At 62.5% G+C, this 12,369-nt stretch carries 19 protein-coding genes; 9 read left to right on the top strand and 10 right to left on the bottom strand.

All coding sequences use genetic code 11. From position 1 onward, the window contains the following. Positions 1-28: 28 nt before the first annotated feature. Both ACSEXS_RS04025 and ACSEXS_RS04020 read left to right on the top strand, forming a co-directional pair. Entirely contained in the window at positions 29-361 is a 333-nt protein-coding gene (locus ACSEXS_RS04025) for a YtrH family sporulation protein (protein ID WP_438431895.1), read from the top strand. Next, on the top strand, positions 358-858 hold the full coding sequence (locus ACSEXS_RS04020) for a sporulation membrane protein YtrI (RefSeq protein WP_438431894.1): 501 nt from the start codon (positions 358-360) through the stop codon (positions 856-858). Before ACSEXS_RS04025 ends, ACSEXS_RS04020 begins: the two co-directional genes overlap by 4 nt. Positions 859-951: 93 nt before the next feature. On the opposite strand, the gene ACSEXS_RS04015 is transcribed toward ACSEXS_RS04020, so the two are convergent. Both ACSEXS_RS04015 and ACSEXS_RS04010 read right to left on the bottom strand, forming a co-directional pair. Further along, positions 952-2,283 carry a DRTGG domain-containing protein gene (locus tag ACSEXS_RS04015; protein ID WP_438431893.1) on the bottom strand — a complete coding sequence of 444 codons (1,332 nt, stop codon included), beginning with the start codon at positions 2,281-2,283 and terminating at the stop codon, positions 952-954. Positions 2,284-2,355: 72 nt separating this feature from the next. After that, positions 2,356-2,883 (bottom strand): GNAT family N-acetyltransferase, encoded by a 528-nt coding sequence (locus tag ACSEXS_RS04010; RefSeq protein WP_438431892.1) that lies wholly within the window; start codon positions 2,881-2,883, stop codon positions 2,356-2,358. Between the two features lie 188 nt (positions 2,884-3,071). Here ACSEXS_RS04010 and ACSEXS_RS04005 point away from each other — a divergent pair, with 188 nt between their 5' ends. The 5 genes from ACSEXS_RS04005 to ACSEXS_RS03985 all read left to right on the top strand — a co-directional run bounded on the left by ACSEXS_RS04005 (position 3,072) and on the right by ACSEXS_RS03985 (position 7,629). Further along, positions 3,072-3,356, top strand: coding sequence for a hypothetical protein (locus tag ACSEXS_RS04005; RefSeq protein ID WP_438431891.1), 285 nt, complete (start codon positions 3,072-3,074; stop codon positions 3,354-3,356). Positions 3,357-3,546: 190 nt separating this feature from the next. Continuing rightward, entirely contained in the window at positions 3,547-4,785 is a 1,239-nt protein-coding gene (locus ACSEXS_RS04000; RefSeq protein WP_438431890.1) for an alkaline phosphatase family protein, read from the top strand. 366 nt (positions 4,786-5,151) lie between these two features. After that, entirely contained in the window at positions 5,152-5,967 is an 816-nt protein-coding gene (locus ACSEXS_RS03995; protein ID WP_438431889.1) for an ABC transporter ATP-binding protein, read from the top strand. Beyond that, complete coding sequence (locus ACSEXS_RS03990) at positions 5,964-6,812, top strand: ABC transporter permease (protein WP_438431888.1); 849 nt, start codon at positions 5,964-5,966, stop codon at positions 6,810-6,812. The genes ACSEXS_RS03995 and ACSEXS_RS03990 overlap by 4 nt, the downstream gene beginning before the upstream one ends. A 1-nt stretch (position 6,813) precedes the next feature. Further along, on the top strand, positions 6,814-7,629 hold the full coding sequence (locus ACSEXS_RS03985) for an ABC transporter permease (protein ID WP_438431887.1): 816 nt from the start codon (positions 6,814-6,816) through the stop codon (positions 7,627-7,629). Between the two features lie 141 nt (positions 7,630-7,770). On the opposite strand, the gene ACSEXS_RS03980 is transcribed toward ACSEXS_RS03985, so the two are convergent. The 7 genes from ACSEXS_RS03980 to ACSEXS_RS03950 all read right to left on the bottom strand — a co-directional run bounded on the left by ACSEXS_RS03980 (position 7,771) and on the right by ACSEXS_RS03950 (position 10,333). After that, positions 7,771-8,208 carry a hypothetical protein gene (locus ACSEXS_RS03980; protein ID WP_438431886.1) on the bottom strand — a complete coding sequence of 146 codons (438 nt, stop codon included), beginning with the start codon at positions 8,206-8,208 and terminating at the stop codon, positions 7,771-7,773. A 2-nt stretch (positions 8,209-8,210) separates the two neighbouring features. Further along, positions 8,211-8,630 carry a hypothetical protein gene (locus ACSEXS_RS03975; protein ID WP_438431885.1) on the bottom strand — a complete coding sequence of 140 codons (420 nt, stop codon included), beginning with the start codon at positions 8,628-8,630 and terminating at the stop codon, positions 8,211-8,213. Between the two features lie 18 nt (positions 8,631-8,648). Beyond that, a complete protein-coding gene (locus ACSEXS_RS03970) occupies positions 8,649-9,095 on the bottom strand; it encodes an Hsp20/alpha crystallin family protein (RefSeq protein WP_438431884.1) in 447 nt (148 codons plus the stop codon). Continuing rightward, positions 9,092-9,349 (bottom strand): hypothetical protein, encoded by a 258-nt coding sequence (locus tag ACSEXS_RS03965; RefSeq protein WP_438431883.1) that lies wholly within the window; start codon positions 9,347-9,349, stop codon positions 9,092-9,094. Before ACSEXS_RS03965 ends, ACSEXS_RS03970 begins: the two co-directional genes overlap by 4 nt. Beyond that, a complete protein-coding gene (locus ACSEXS_RS03960; RefSeq protein ID WP_438431882.1) occupies positions 9,327-9,548 on the bottom strand; it encodes a hypothetical protein in 222 nt (73 codons plus the stop codon). The genes ACSEXS_RS03965 and ACSEXS_RS03960 overlap by 23 nt, the downstream gene beginning before the upstream one ends. Before the next feature lie 15 nt (positions 9,549-9,563). Then, positions 9,564-9,818 carry a hypothetical protein gene (locus tag ACSEXS_RS03955; RefSeq protein WP_438431881.1) on the bottom strand — a complete coding sequence of 85 codons (255 nt, stop codon included), beginning with the start codon at positions 9,816-9,818 and terminating at the stop codon, positions 9,564-9,566. A gap of 74 nt (positions 9,819-9,892) precedes the next feature. Further along, complete coding sequence (locus ACSEXS_RS03950) at positions 9,893-10,333, bottom strand: hypothetical protein (RefSeq protein WP_438431880.1); 441 nt, start codon at positions 10,331-10,333, stop codon at positions 9,893-9,895. 333 nt (positions 10,334-10,666) lie between these two features. Here ACSEXS_RS03950 and ACSEXS_RS03945 point away from each other — a divergent pair, with 333 nt between their 5' ends. Together ACSEXS_RS03945 and ACSEXS_RS03940 are read left to right on the top strand one after the other, a co-directional pair. Continuing rightward, positions 10,667-11,263 (top strand): Hsp20/alpha crystallin family protein, encoded by a 597-nt coding sequence (locus ACSEXS_RS03945; RefSeq protein ID WP_438431879.1) that lies wholly within the window; start codon positions 10,667-10,669, stop codon positions 11,261-11,263. 70 nt (positions 11,264-11,333) lie between these two features. Next, positions 11,334-11,768: a universal stress protein gene (locus ACSEXS_RS03940; protein WP_438431878.1), complete on the top strand. Its 435-nt coding sequence runs from the start codon at positions 11,334-11,336 to the stop codon at positions 11,766-11,768. Positions 11,769-11,905: 137 nt separating this feature from the next. Here the strand turns inward: ACSEXS_RS03940 and ACSEXS_RS03935 are convergent, their stop codons facing one another. Then, positions 11,906-12,184, bottom strand: coding sequence for a hypothetical protein (locus ACSEXS_RS03935; protein ID WP_438431877.1), 279 nt, complete (start codon positions 12,182-12,184; stop codon positions 11,906-11,908). Between the last annotated feature and the right edge of the window lie 185 nt (positions 12,185-12,369).

Genomic DNA, 12,369 nt, shown 5'->3' with positions numbered 1-12,369 from the left:
AAACCGTTTCCGGAACGGAGGCTCGCCTGTGAATCCCTTTGCCGTCAAGTTGGTTCTCGACGTCTTCATCGCCTTCGGCATCGTAGCGGGCGGCGGCTTGCTCGCAGGCATCGCCTCGGTGCTGATGCTTCAACCGCCCTCCTCGGTCATGGAGAGCGTGGCCGCGAATATCAAGATTTGGGCCATGGTCGCGGCGGCGGGCGGCACGATCGACCCGTTCCGCATCATCGAGACCAATTTCCAAGAGGGGTATCTGTCCCCCGCGATCAAGCAGATTCTGTTGTTCGCCGGCTCCTTCATCGGCGCCCAGCTCGGCTATACGCTCATTCACTGGATCTGCGGCGGAGGGAACCGGTCATGAGGGTGCCGCCCTTCGAACGATATCCGGGCCTGATCGCGGCGTTCGCCATCTTCGTCACCGGGTTCATCGTCGGAAGCGCCGTCTACATGAGCTTCCATCAGCATCAATTCAATCTGCTCGTAGAGCGCAACGCCCATTTGCAGAGCGAGCTGGACGAGGCGCAGGAGGATATCCGCTCCCAGACCAACCTTCGCAACAAGCAATCCATCATCGCCCAAGTGAAGGTGATGCTGGCTCCCGAGCAGAGCGACGGGATGGACGAGCTTACCCGGACCGCTCTGCGCAAAGCCGTGCATGAGGATTTCCGGACGGCCGTCGGCGCATCGGTCGGAGCGGTGCGCTCCACCCCCCAGCTGTTCCTCAAGCTGGCGGACGGCAAGGTTTACCCCATCGTCCGGGGCAAGGATTACCGCGTCCGCGTCCAGACGCTCGTCGTGGCGCAGTCGGAGCTTACAGTCTGGATCACCGCCAAGGAATACGTCAAACCGGCTTCGTAACCCTCCTTCCCCGTCTTCACTTCCGCACAACGCAAAATAACGCCCCGCCAACCGTCGGCGGGGCGTTCGTCTATTTTTGAAGGAAACGCTCCCTCAGAATTCGTCGAAGACGTGCGCGGTCACCAGCGATTTGACCACCAGTCGCTCCTCGGAATAGAGGTTCACCTCGATCTTGGCGAACTTTCGGCTCACTTCCAGAATCTCGGGCTTGATGACGATCTCGTTCTCCATCTGCACCGGGTGCAGGAAATAGGTGGAGATGTTGTCGATCACCAGATCCCCCTTCTTGCTGCGTTCGGCGACCCGGTACGCCGCTTGGGTGATCAGGGTAGCCAGCACGCCGGAGGATACCGTGCCGAGCTGGCTCGTCATCTGCGGCGACATCTGCCCCCGGTACACCAGGCCGTCTTCGCCGGCGATCTCCGCAAACGGCTCGAAGATCTGGTCGTCGAAGGTTTCCCCCATCTGGGGCTGCCGCTGAATGTACTGCAGCACCTTCATCACCTCGGCCCGGCTGACGCTGCCGAGCAGCTTGCGGCCGTTGTCCACGACCGGCAGCAGGTCGATTCCCTCCCACATCATCAGATGGGCGGCGGATGCGACCGAGGTGCGAAGGTGGATGGTGATCGGATTGCGCGTCATCAGCTTCTCCATCTGCTGCGCGGGTCCCGCGCCTTCCACATCCTTCGCCGTGACCATGCCGATGACCCGGTTCCACTCGTCCACCACCGGAAAACGGTCGAAGCCGGCGGTCTCCGCGAGCTTCCTCCACTCGGCAACCGTGCTGGACGTCTTCAGCGCATACAGCCGGGTGCGGGTAATGACATCCTCGACGAGCATGATCTTCTTCTTGATATTCCGGTCGTAGAGGGCCCGGTTGATCATGGACGCTACGGTAAAGGTGTCGAAGGTACTGGAGATGATCGGCAGCGCCAGGCTGTCGGCCAGCTTTTTGACCTCGGCACTCGTGTCGAAGCCCCCGGTGATCAGCACCGCCGATCCGTTCTGCAGGGCTCCTTTATGGGCTTCCTCCCGGTTGCCGACGATCAGCAGGCTTCCCGATTCGATGTAGCGAAGCATCGCCGCCTGCTCCATCGCGCCGATGACGAACTTGTTCAACGATTTGTTCAATCCGCGGGCGCCGCCCAGCACTTGGCCGTTAACGATGTGCGCCACCTCGAAGAAGGTCAGCTTGTCGAGGTTCTTCTGCTTCTTCTCGATCCGGACCGTGCCGATCCGTTCCTTGGTGCTGACGATTCCTTTGTTCTCCGCTTCCTTGATGGCGCGGTAAGCCGTCCCTTCGCTGACATCGAGATCCTTGGCGATTTGGCGGACCGAGATCTGGCTGCCCACCCGGAGACTCTCGATATGCCGCAAAATTTGCTCGTGCTTGGTCAGCGTCTCTTCCCCGTTCCCCTCCGGCATCTGTTACAACCCCCTGCGTCCACTCTGTATGATACTGTATTATAATCCAGCGGGGGATGCCGGCACAATCGGTCAGTTCCAGGTGAAAGGCGAGCGGGCGTCCCAAGCCGGTCCCGGCAGCCGCGTGCCGAATCCGGGAGCGGCATTCGAAGCGTTCAGCGATTTGGTCATCTGGTAGCACATCACCTCTTCGACATACCGGGAAATCATATAGCCTTTATGAGCGTAGAAGGCCTGCGCCTTCGTATTCACCCCGTCCACGAACAATTGGGCATCCGTGCAGCCCCGCCGCCGTCCCTCCTGCTCCGCCCTCGCCAGCAGGGAAGCGCCGAGGCCTTTCCCTTGGCTGTCCCGGTTTACGGCCAGCATATCGATCCACAGATCGTTCGCTTGGACGACGGCGATCACGAACCCGTCGATTCCCCGTTTTCCCGAGCCGTCCCGTCCGGCCACATACACCGTCCCCCGACGCATGCGCTCGCGCAGATCCTTCATCGTTACCTTGAGATCCGGAAACGTCTGCCGGGCCAGGGGCATGAGTTCTTTTTCGACCAGCCGCAGTAGGTCACGGTCGTCTCCTGTCGTCCGCTTGCGTATCATCCGAAGGCCTCCCTTGTCCCGCGGCCACCTCCCGCAGGCCTCTTTGGCGTTGCTGCTATATCATATCCGCCTGGTTGCCGAGCGGATTTCCACTTGCGCACATTTTTCGGCTAAATATGCCTTCCCCCAAGCGAACGCGGACGGCGTCCATACTATGAGGTATGACTGAGGAGGAGGTGCTAGCACGCATGCAGTCTACGGTAACGAGAGATGAGGCCAAAAAGCTTGTCGGTCAAACGATCTACGCTCTCAAAAAGGACGGCACGGTGGTCACGGGCAAACTGGTAAAGGTGAAAGGCAACTCGCTCTACCTGAGCGCAGGCAAGGGAAAGAAGGCCTCCACCAAGGCCATCATTCCGCTTGTCTTGTTCGATCTCCTCGCCATTGGAACCGGTCCTTGGGGCTGGGGCGGTTGGGGACCCGGCTTCGGCGGCTGGGGACCCGGCTTTGGCGGCTGGGGCGGTTTCTGGTAAAGCACGCCCGCAGCGATTCCTCGCCCGGCAATGCGTCGGAGCGCCAGATGCGCTTCCGACGGTTGCCGGGCTATTTTTCCGTTCAACGGGGAATGCATATAGAAAGGTGCCTCCATTTGACAAAAGACCGGCGGCAAACCTGTTATAGTGGAACCGTACCTACCAATCTGTGCCGATGGAGGCGATTCTCATGCTGCACCACCCCCGGCTGGTGATGATTTCGCTGGATGCCGTCTCGAGCGGCGAGCTGGAAACCTTGCTCGCGCTGCCCCGGTTCGCAGCGCTGCGTAAGCGGGGAACGCTCGTCACGGACGTCCGCTCCGTGTTTGTATCCAACACCTACCCCGCCCATACCTCCATCATCACCGGCGTCCCTCCGGAAAAACACCGGCTGACCGACAACCATCGGCTGCCACCCGGCTCCACGAAGGAGCAGTGGCGCTATTCGCGCCGCGAGATTAAAGCGCCGACGCTCTACGACCGGGCGGCCGAGCGGGGGCTTTCCGTCTGCTCGCTGCTGTATCCGGTGACCGGCTATGCGGAGATCCGCTGGAACATTCCCGAAGTGCCGGGACCGATGAGCGTCCCAAAGCGGGCTTGGACGATGCTCCGGGCAGGCAGTCCGGGCTTTATCCTCTCCGAGCTGGTTCGGCTCGGCTGGACCTTCCGGGGCAGAGGGACCGCCGGCTTGGACGACCTGATGACCCGCGTCGCGGCGGATGCCCTTCTCCGCCATAAGCCCGATCTGTTGCTGCTGCATTTGATCGACGCCGATACCCAGAAGCACCGTTTCGGACCGCAGAGCCCGGAGGCGGTCCATGCGCTCGAACGGCACGACAAACGGATCGGGCTGGTGTTGGACGCTTTGCGCCGAGCAGGCACCGACCGGGATACGGCCATTCTGTTGTTCAGCGACCACGGCTGCCTGCCGGTCAGGCAGTCCGTCGATCCGAACGAATTTCTGGAGGACTGCGGCTACATCCGCAGACACAAAGGCAAGCTGACGGGCTACGACGCCTTCTTCCACAACGCCGGAGGAAGCGCGTTCCTGCGGATTTACAACGAGGCGAAACAAGCGGAGATCCTGCAGGCGGCAAAGCGGCTGCTCGATACCGTCTACACCGGCCGCATTCTGACCGACCGGGAAATGCGGGTGAGCGGCATGGACGGGGAATATGCCTTCGGGATCGAGGCCGCGGACGGATACAGCTTCGGCAAACGGCATCTCGGTCAACATGGCTATACGCCGGAGCGGGAGGGCTATTACCCCTTCTACCTGGCCGTTCCCGCACCGGACACGGAAGAAGCGGACCGGCTGGCGGGGGGAACCCTCACCGGCGGCTGCATCACCGACATCTGCCCGCTCGCCGCCGAGCTGCTGGGAATCCCGGCCTGGGAGATGGACGGCATCAACCGTCTGCGAAGGTAGCGGTTCATCCGACGCGCAAGACGCCGACAAGAACGCTGACCGACCTGGAAATCGAAACTGCATAAATATGCAAAAATGCCGGTGAATATTCACCGGCATTCATTATTTATCGGTTGGAGATACATCTTAAGCGGGCCTCCGCTTTCTCAAAAGCGAATTATGAATATAATCTAGCATCCAACTGTCAAGATGTCAAGCCTGCGTACGAATCCGGGAGCATCCGCGCGAATCCCCTCCCCGCCATCCGGCTTCAGGCAGGCAGAGCCCTTGTGCCGGGCGTTTACAGGGCAGACCGGGATGCGATAGGGTAGGTAACACGCTGCCCGGAACCGGCGGCGCATCCGAACGTGGAGGCGATGAAGGGATATGCAGATTGAACTGAGCGGCATCGAGAAAGCTTTTAAGGTCTACGAACGCCCGGAAGGCCGCTGGGGGCTGCTGCGGGGAGCCTTTACCCGCAGCGTCCGCCGGGTGAAGGCACTGGACGGCATCGGCTTCTCCATCGGCGAAGGCGAGCTGGTCGGCTACATCGGGCCGAACGGCGCCGGTAAATCCACCACCGTCAAGGTGATGAGCGGCATCCTGACGCCCGACGCCGGAGAATGCCGCATCCTGGGCCGGGTGCCTTGGAGGCAGCGCCGCGAGCATGTAGCGGGAATCGGCGTGGTCTTCGGCCAGCGCTCGCAGCTGTGGTGGGATGTCCCCGTCGGCGATTCCTTCGCCGTGCTGAAGGACATCTATGTCCTGCCGGCCGCCGATTACCGCGGTCGGTTGGCTCAATTGACCGAGCGGCTCGGGGTGGACGGGCTGCTGAAGACGCCCGTCCGGCAGCTGTCGCTCGGCCAGCGCATGCGCTGCGAGCTGGTGGCCGCTCTCCTGCACCGGCCCAAGCTGCTCTTCCTGGACGAACCGACCATCGGCCTCGACGCGGTATCGAAGCTCGCTCTGCGGGAGTTCCTCCGGGAAGAAAACCGCCAGGACGGCGTGACCATGGTGCTGACGACGCACGACATGGACGACATCGAGGCACTCTGTAAGCGGGTGATGGTGATCGGACACGGCCGCCTGCTCTACGACGGACGCTTGTCCGGCTTGCAGGACAAGTACGCACCCGAGGTCGTCCGCAAGGTGGATACAGACCGAATGATCGCCGCCATGTACCGCGATCTGGAGCTGGCATGAAGCGGATTGGACCCTCCTCCCTTCGGCACACGGCCGGGGCATGCCGCTCTCTCTTCCGCATCCGGATGGCGGAAGGCCTGCAATACCGCGCCTCCGCCCTGTCCGGCGTGATCGTCAGCGTCTTCTGGGCCATCATGGAGTGCATTCTGTATACCGTTTTCTATCGGTACGGCAATCAACGACTTGGCAACGACGGCGGTCTGAGTCTGCACCAAACCCTTTCTTACCTGTGGATCGCGCAAGGGCTGTTCGTGCTGCAAAGCATGAGCGTCGACGGGGAGATTCTGGCCAAGATCAAGAACGGCGACGTCGGCATTGAGCTTTGCCGCCCGCTCGATCTCTACACGCATTGGTTTGTCAAAAGCGCAGCGGGCAAGCTGGGCACTGCCTGGATGCGCTCGGTCGCCACTCTCGCCGTCGGCCTGTTGATGCCCGCGGGCTTCCGGCTCGGCCCGCCCGCTTCCGCCGCCGGATTCGCCTGCTTTGCCGTATCGACGGCGGCGGCCTTCCTGCTGTGCTCGTCGTTCGCCATGTTCGTGACGGCGATCCGCATGAACATCACCTGGGGCGAAGGGCCGACTTACATGCTGCTGCTCGTGAGCGGCTTTCTCTCGGGCTCTTATCTGCCGCTGCGGCTGTGGCCGGATTTCCTTCAGCCGGCTCTCAGCCTGCAGCCCTTCGGCGGATTCCTCGACATCCCCGCCCAGCTCTATGTGGGCAGCCTGACTCCGGCGGAGGCGCTGCCCCGCATCGGCCTTCAACTTGCCTGGAGCCTGCTGTTCATCCTGGCAGGCCGGGGAATCCTGAAGCGCCGGCTCCATCATTTAATCGTTCAGGGAGGCTAGCATGAACCCAACCTTTCCGAGCCGCATCTCCGCGGAGGTCCGGCTGTACGTCCGCCTGCTGCGGATGCATCTCCTGTCAGGCATGGAATACAAGGGCTGGTGGCTGATGCTCCTCCAAGTGTTCCTCGTGGTCGTGAGCGACCCGCTCGCCGTCGTGCTGCTCTTCTCCCGATTCGGCAACATCGGCGAATGGACGGTCGAGCGAATCTTGCTGGTCTATGCCCTCAGCGTGGCCTCGTGCGGAATCGCCGAGTGCCTGTGCCGCGGCTTCGATTATTTCCCCTGGCAGCTGCTGCGCTCCGGCGATTTCGACCGGCTGCTCCTGCGGCCCGCCTCGCTCTTTACCCAGGTCGCCGCCAGCGCCTTCCACCTCCATCGGCTGTCGCGGCCGATTACGGCGTTGGCCGCCGTCCTCTGGGCGCTCGACCGGATGGACGTGGCACTGTCCCTCCGAACCGTCTCGGTGCTTGGCCTGGCGCTGGCCGGCGGCAGCTTAATGTACGCCGGGGTTTTCGTGTTTACCTCGGGACTGGCGTTCTTCACGATCAAGGGACTCGATTGGATCTATCTCCTGACCAATGCCAGCTATCAGATCACCCGCGTGCCCGAACCGTTCATCCCCGGCTTGCTGAAGAAGGTGTTCCGCTTCCTGCTGCCCGTGCTGGTCATCAGCTTCTACCCGGCGGCGACCGCCTGCGGATGGAACTATCCCCAAGCGGCCGGTTGGCTGGCGCTGCCGGCGGGAGCCGCCTTCCTCGCTTTCTCGATCCTGATCTGGCGAGTGGGCGTCCGTCATTACAAGAGCACCGGGAGCTGACCCCCTCTTTCCGGCGAGAAGACAACCATCCCATCATAAGCATACAAAAAGCGCCGCCCGGTCCACTCGAGGACCGAACGGCGCTATCCGCTTATCTGCGGCGCGGAGCTGCTTGCCCAGGCAGAGGCTGCCTGATCCGCATCATCGGGGGGCCTCCGAACTCGGCGTATCCCCCGGCTCTTCCGCTTCCGGCGCCGCATTCGACTCTGCCGATTTCGATGCGGCATTCGGCGGCGATTCTGCCTCTACCTCGGTCGATTCGGCTTCCGCTTCCTCCCCGAAGCCGGCTGCGGCATCGGCAAAGCTCTCCTTCATCCATTCCCGAATCCATTCCGGCGGTTCATAGGGCATGGCGGCCTCTTCGTCCGGCTCGGTGCCGGGAGTCTCATGGAGAAAGGAGCGGAGGCCGCTCAAGCGGTTGTTGTCGCCCTCGACCGATCCGAAACCTTGATTGTGGACCTTGCGGCTGGTGAAGCCGCTCGGCAGGTTATTGCCGAGGTTGAAGCAAGAGGAACCTTCAATGGTACCGATCTTGATCTGCCCGATGACGAAGGTCGGCGAGAGCCACCCTCCGGCCATGCTCATCCCTCCTCTTCTATGGCATACCGGACGCCCGGCCCCGAACGTTTGAGAACGCGTGCGGCTTTTCGGCCAGTCGGGACTCGGTTGGGTTCCTTACCGCCTTGTTCTGCGGTCTCATTCGAATTCGGCGTCCCGGCAACCGGTTTCTCCGTCGCCCCCGGCGATTGGCGAACCGTCGGGACGGAAGCGAAGTTGTTGCCCAGGTTAAGCGATCCGCTCAGCTCCTTGACCGACAGGCTGTCCAACCGGTAAACGGGCTGATCGAGGTGCAGCGTATCGACGTGAAGCGCCTGAACCTGCAGCGTCTGGACCGTGACCGGCCGGCTCCCGAGGCGTGCGAGCCTCGCTACCTCCCGCTCCAGCCGGGCGATCCGGTCGAGCAGCCCCTCGTCCTCCCGCTTCTCCCCCTGTTCTCCCATCGGCGACACCACCTTTGCTCAATCGGCTTGTTCCGGGAATTCCACGGCGACCGTCCGGCTGTCCGTCTCGGGCAGCAGCCTCATCCGCAGATGGAGCAATCCCCGGTTGTAGCTGGCCCGCACTTCATCCGGGTCCACCGGCTCCGGAAGGGCGATCCGCCGCGAGAACCGGCCGACCGCACGCTCGCTGCGGATGAGCTCCTCCTCCGCAACGGGATAAGGGTAAGGGATGTCGCCGCTGACCGTCAGCCAGCGCGTTGCTAGCGCGACCGTAATCGCCTCCGGCTCTGCGATGCCGGGCAGCTCGAACACGGCGACGAGGTCCTCCCCTTCCCGGTACAGATCCATCCGGGGACCGGCATCCGGCCAAATGCCGGCGAGATCGTCCCAGAACTCCTCGCCCAGCACCTGGAGCGCCTGCTGCCTCCAGCGCCTTCTCGCTTCGCGGGGCAGCCCTTCGCTCATGACGAGCCTCCCTTGTCTTGCTTGACCTGGGTTCCGGCGAGCAGCCCTTCGCGATGAAACACCGTGGGAGCGCCGCAGCCGGAGCAGTAGGCCGCGTCCTCGCGGTTCACCTTGCTGCACTTCTTCGTGAAAATATCTCCGGCGTTGGTGCAGCTGTTGATGAGCGGAGCGCCGCAGCCGACGCAGTGTTTGTCCCCGTCCTCCGCCTTGCGGCTGCAGCGGGGGCATAATTTATCCTTCTTCTTGTCCGCCATGCCCCGTCGCCTCCTTCACCCGATCCGTGCTGGCTGCCGAGCGGCTCGCGCCGATCGCGTTGCGGTCGCCGCCGATCGTCCCGAATCCCTCGCTCACCCGGACGGCGCTGCGGTGGAACCCAGGCAGATTGAGGCCGCTGCGAAGCGCCGAGCTCTCCTGCAAGCCCTCCAGCCGGACGTCTTGAACGGTTATCCGCATAGCCGTCCCTCCTCCCTAAACCGGCACGGATGCGATATCGTTGGTGGTGTTGATGTCGTTGTCATTGATCATCGTATCGAACACGCTGTTGTTGTTGACCAAAACATACGGATTGGGAATGAAGTTGTATTGGCCGTAGATCGCCCCGAGTCCGCCCATCCGCTTGGAGTGGGAATCCCAGCCGACCATGTTGTTTTCGCCGATGAATATGCCGGAATTGGTATTGAACGAGTTGGTCACGATGCTGTTGAAGTTGATGCTCTGCGCCACGAGTCTCCCACCTGCCGTTCCTTATTCCCGTAGGGCTTCTCCATCAGCCTATTCCCGGGAAGGCCGCGAGGTGCTTATCTCCCCTCCCCGGCGGCTTCGGAGTCGGCGGGCACCGTCTTCCCGGCCGGAGCGAACGGCTTCGCAGCAACCGGAGCGGACGGCTTCGCAGCGACCGGAGCAGACGGCTTCGCAGCGACCGGAGCAGACGGCTTCGCGGCGGCCGGAGCGGGTTCCGCCGCCTTCCCGGCGGCGGCAAGCACGGCTTCCCCGTTCGGAGCGGCGAAGACGTCCCGGTCGTCGATCGGGGTATCGATCAGGTCGTTGTCGTAGACGACCCCGATATTCGCCGACAGCCGGTTCAGCATGCCGGTCACCGATCCGAACCCGGACACGCGTTTGCCGTGGCTGCTCCATCCCCACTGCGTGTTGGTGCCCACGAAGATGCCCGAGGCGGAATCGATTCGGTTGACGTTGATGTTACCCAGCTCAATGCGAACCCCGCGGCTGCCCGTCATGTCCCTCCCTCCCGCCGGCCGTCCTGAAGAGCGTTCACCTGCCATTGTATGCGCGGAGGGTTCTCACGAGAACCAGAGGCAAGCGGGTGCGACGCGGAGTCCACAGAGGCGGGAAGCCTTCGGCAGCAGGCGGGAACTGCGGAGGCGGTCAGGATCGATCGGCTGCGGGATGACTTCAGGCGCGAAGGGCCTTCAGGCGCGGGATGCCTTCAGGCGCGAAGGGCCTTCTAGCGCGGTGGGCCTTCAGCGGCAGAAAGCCGCAGGCGGCGGTACCCGCCCACCGCATCCTGCATATGCTGAGAATAGCGATGAACGCGGAAGGCGGTGGCTCTGGTGAGCGAAGCGAACGAGCAGGACCCCTGGAAGAGCATCCATCAGCTCCTTGGCGGCAAGACGCCGTTTATCCGGCTGCCGGACAGCATGCAGGGCGATTGGGTGCAGAGCATGATCAACGACATTGTCAAACGCACCGTCGATTCGGTGGCGGGAGCGGCGGGCTATGTCCCCGCCGAGGAAGAGAGCGGGACGGCTGCCCGCAAGGCTCGCCGGCGAACGCCGGAAGGCGGTTCGGCGGAGGGAAGCGGCGGCGAATCGGAGAGGCGCGGAACCCCGAAGGCCCGAACCGGCAACAGGCCGGTCCGTACCCTGCCGTTCGCCGGCGGCAACCCGGCCGTCTCCTCGACCGACAAGACGGTCGTGGTCCGCTACCGGCTGCCGGAAGGGGCCGATGCGGAGAAGATCCGCGTCTTCGCCGATGCCTATTCGCTGCGCCTCCAAGGGCTGCCCGGCGGGCGCAATCCGACCATCCCGATTCCGGGACCGGTGCGGTCGCAGGGAACGACCGCGAGGCTTTCCGGAGACGTGCTCACCGTGAGGCTGCCGCGTTCTCCGCGCAGTCGGGAGCAGGAGATTTTCATCCGCTACGAGTGACGCTTATTCAGCCCATCTCCGAAGTGGTATAATACTCATGTAGTTCAATTTGCCACTTGGGGTGATGATCATGATTTTTCGCAAAATTCTCGTTCCTTACGACGGTTCGAAGGCCTCGCTTAAAGCGCTGAATAAAGCCATCGATATCGCTTCTTCCGATTCCGCCATCGAGCTTCACGTGATGAACGTTCTGCAATTTCCGACGCTGGTGCTCGGCGAAGCGATGATCTCCCCTCCCGCCACCATGCAAAAAGAATATTACGACGCTTCGCTCGAGCTCCTGCAGGAAGCCAAGAAGCGGCTCGAAGCCTTGCCCAATCCGACGCAAACCGTTCAGGAGGACGGCCAGCCGGCGGATGCGATCCTCGATTATGCCGAGAAGAACGGCTTTGACCTGATCGTGATCGGCAGCCGCGGGCTCGGCAATATCCGCAGCTTCGTGCTCGGAAGCGTCAGCCATAATGTCGTGCAGCATGCCAAGATTCCGGTTCTGGTCGTCAAATAAAACAGCCTTCGCTTTCCCAACCGTCTTCCGCCATCGGCGGAGGCGGTTTTTTTGCGCGTTGCCCGGTACGGAAAGAGCCTCATGCCTTTGGCATGGGGCTGTCCGCGCTGAACCTTCAGGCGGCGCAGGCGGGCGCGCTATTTCTTGGCGCTCAGCATGGGCCGCTTGCCGCGCAGCCGCTGTTCCGTCTGCCATTTGCCCATCCGTCCGATCCGCCGCATTTCCTCCCGTCCCGCCTCATCCACGCCGATCACATCATACAGATGCGCCGCTACCAGAATAAGCGCAAACAGAAGCCACAGAACGGCGAAGACCGTCGGCAGCGTAAACCCTCCTCCGATATGGAGGTGCGGCAGGGCATAGACGAGCATTCCGAGGATCAGGCTGAGGCTGACGATGCTTCGGGTCCCCTTCATGCAAAAATCTCCCCTTTCCTGGCTTGTACCCTACATCCTATGCGGAAGGCTCGTCCGCTATGCCGATTTCTCCCCTTTCCCCGCCTGTTCTGGGCCCGGTGTCAAGCACCAAGGAAAATCTGTCCTCATATGATGAAGGAGTCTACGGCGCCCCCTGCGGGGCAATCCAACGCCGGATCAAGCAG

The sequence above is a fragment of the Gorillibacterium terrae genome (genome assembly GCF_051594785.1).
Taxonomy (GTDB): Bacteria; Bacillota; Bacilli; order Paenibacillales; family NBRC-103111; genus Gorillibacterium.
Note: the sequence above shows the minus strand (reverse complement) of the source record. Positions and strands in the feature narration are given on the sequence as shown.

What these genes read in the sequence shown, in the direction of transcription:
- ACSEXS_RS03975 (WP_438431885.1), bottom strand. Translation starts at nt 8,630, where the DNA reads ATGGGAGAACAGGGGGAGAAGCGGGAGGACGAGGGGCTGCTCGACCGG.
- ACSEXS_RS04015 (WP_438431893.1), bottom strand. Translation starts at nt 2,283, where the DNA reads ATGCCGGAGGGGAACGGGGAAGAGACGCTGACCAAGCACGAGCAAATT.
- ACSEXS_RS03950 (WP_438431880.1), bottom strand. Translation starts at nt 10,333, where the DNA reads ATGACGGGCAGCCGCGGGGTTCGCATTGAGCTGGGTAACATCAACGTC.
- ACSEXS_RS03965 (WP_438431883.1), bottom strand. Translation starts at nt 9,349, where the DNA reads ATGGCGGACAAGAAGAAGGATAAATTATGCCCCCGCTGCAGCCGCAAG.
- ACSEXS_RS04020 (WP_438431894.1), top strand. Translation starts at nt 358, where the DNA reads ATGAGGGTGCCGCCCTTCGAACGATATCCGGGCCTGATCGCGGCGTTC.
- ACSEXS_RS03935 (WP_438431877.1), bottom strand. Translation starts at nt 12,184, where the DNA reads ATGAAGGGGACCCGAAGCATCGTCAGCCTCAGCCTGATCCTCGGAATG.
- ACSEXS_RS04005 (WP_438431891.1), top strand. Translation starts at nt 3,072, where the DNA reads ATGCAGTCTACGGTAACGAGAGATGAGGCCAAAAAGCTTGTCGGTCAA.
- ACSEXS_RS03980 (WP_438431886.1), bottom strand. Translation starts at nt 8,208, where the DNA reads ATGGCCGGAGGGTGGCTCTCGCCGACCTTCGTCATCGGGCAGATCAAG.
- ACSEXS_RS03960 (WP_438431882.1), bottom strand. Translation starts at nt 9,548, where the DNA reads ATGCGGATAACCGTTCAAGACGTCCGGCTGGAGGGCTTGCAGGAGAGC.
- ACSEXS_RS03985 (WP_438431887.1), top strand. Translation starts at nt 6,814, where the DNA reads ATGAACCCAACCTTTCCGAGCCGCATCTCCGCGGAGGTCCGGCTGTAC.
- ACSEXS_RS04010 (WP_438431892.1), bottom strand. Translation starts at nt 2,883, where the DNA reads ATGATACGCAAGCGGACGACAGGAGACGACCGTGACCTACTGCGGCTG.
- ACSEXS_RS03990 (WP_438431888.1), top strand. Translation starts at nt 5,964, where the DNA reads ATGAAGCGGATTGGACCCTCCTCCCTTCGGCACACGGCCGGGGCATGC.
- ACSEXS_RS03970 (WP_438431884.1), bottom strand. Translation starts at nt 9,095, where the DNA reads ATGAGCGAAGGGCTGCCCCGCGAAGCGAGAAGGCGCTGGAGGCAGCAG.
- ACSEXS_RS03995 (WP_438431889.1), top strand. Translation starts at nt 5,152, where the DNA reads ATGCAGATTGAACTGAGCGGCATCGAGAAAGCTTTTAAGGTCTACGAA.
- ACSEXS_RS04000 (WP_438431890.1), top strand. Translation starts at nt 3,547, where the DNA reads ATGCTGCACCACCCCCGGCTGGTGATGATTTCGCTGGATGCCGTCTCG.
- ACSEXS_RS03940 (WP_438431878.1), top strand. Translation starts at nt 11,334, where the DNA reads ATGATTTTTCGCAAAATTCTCGTTCCTTACGACGGTTCGAAGGCCTCG.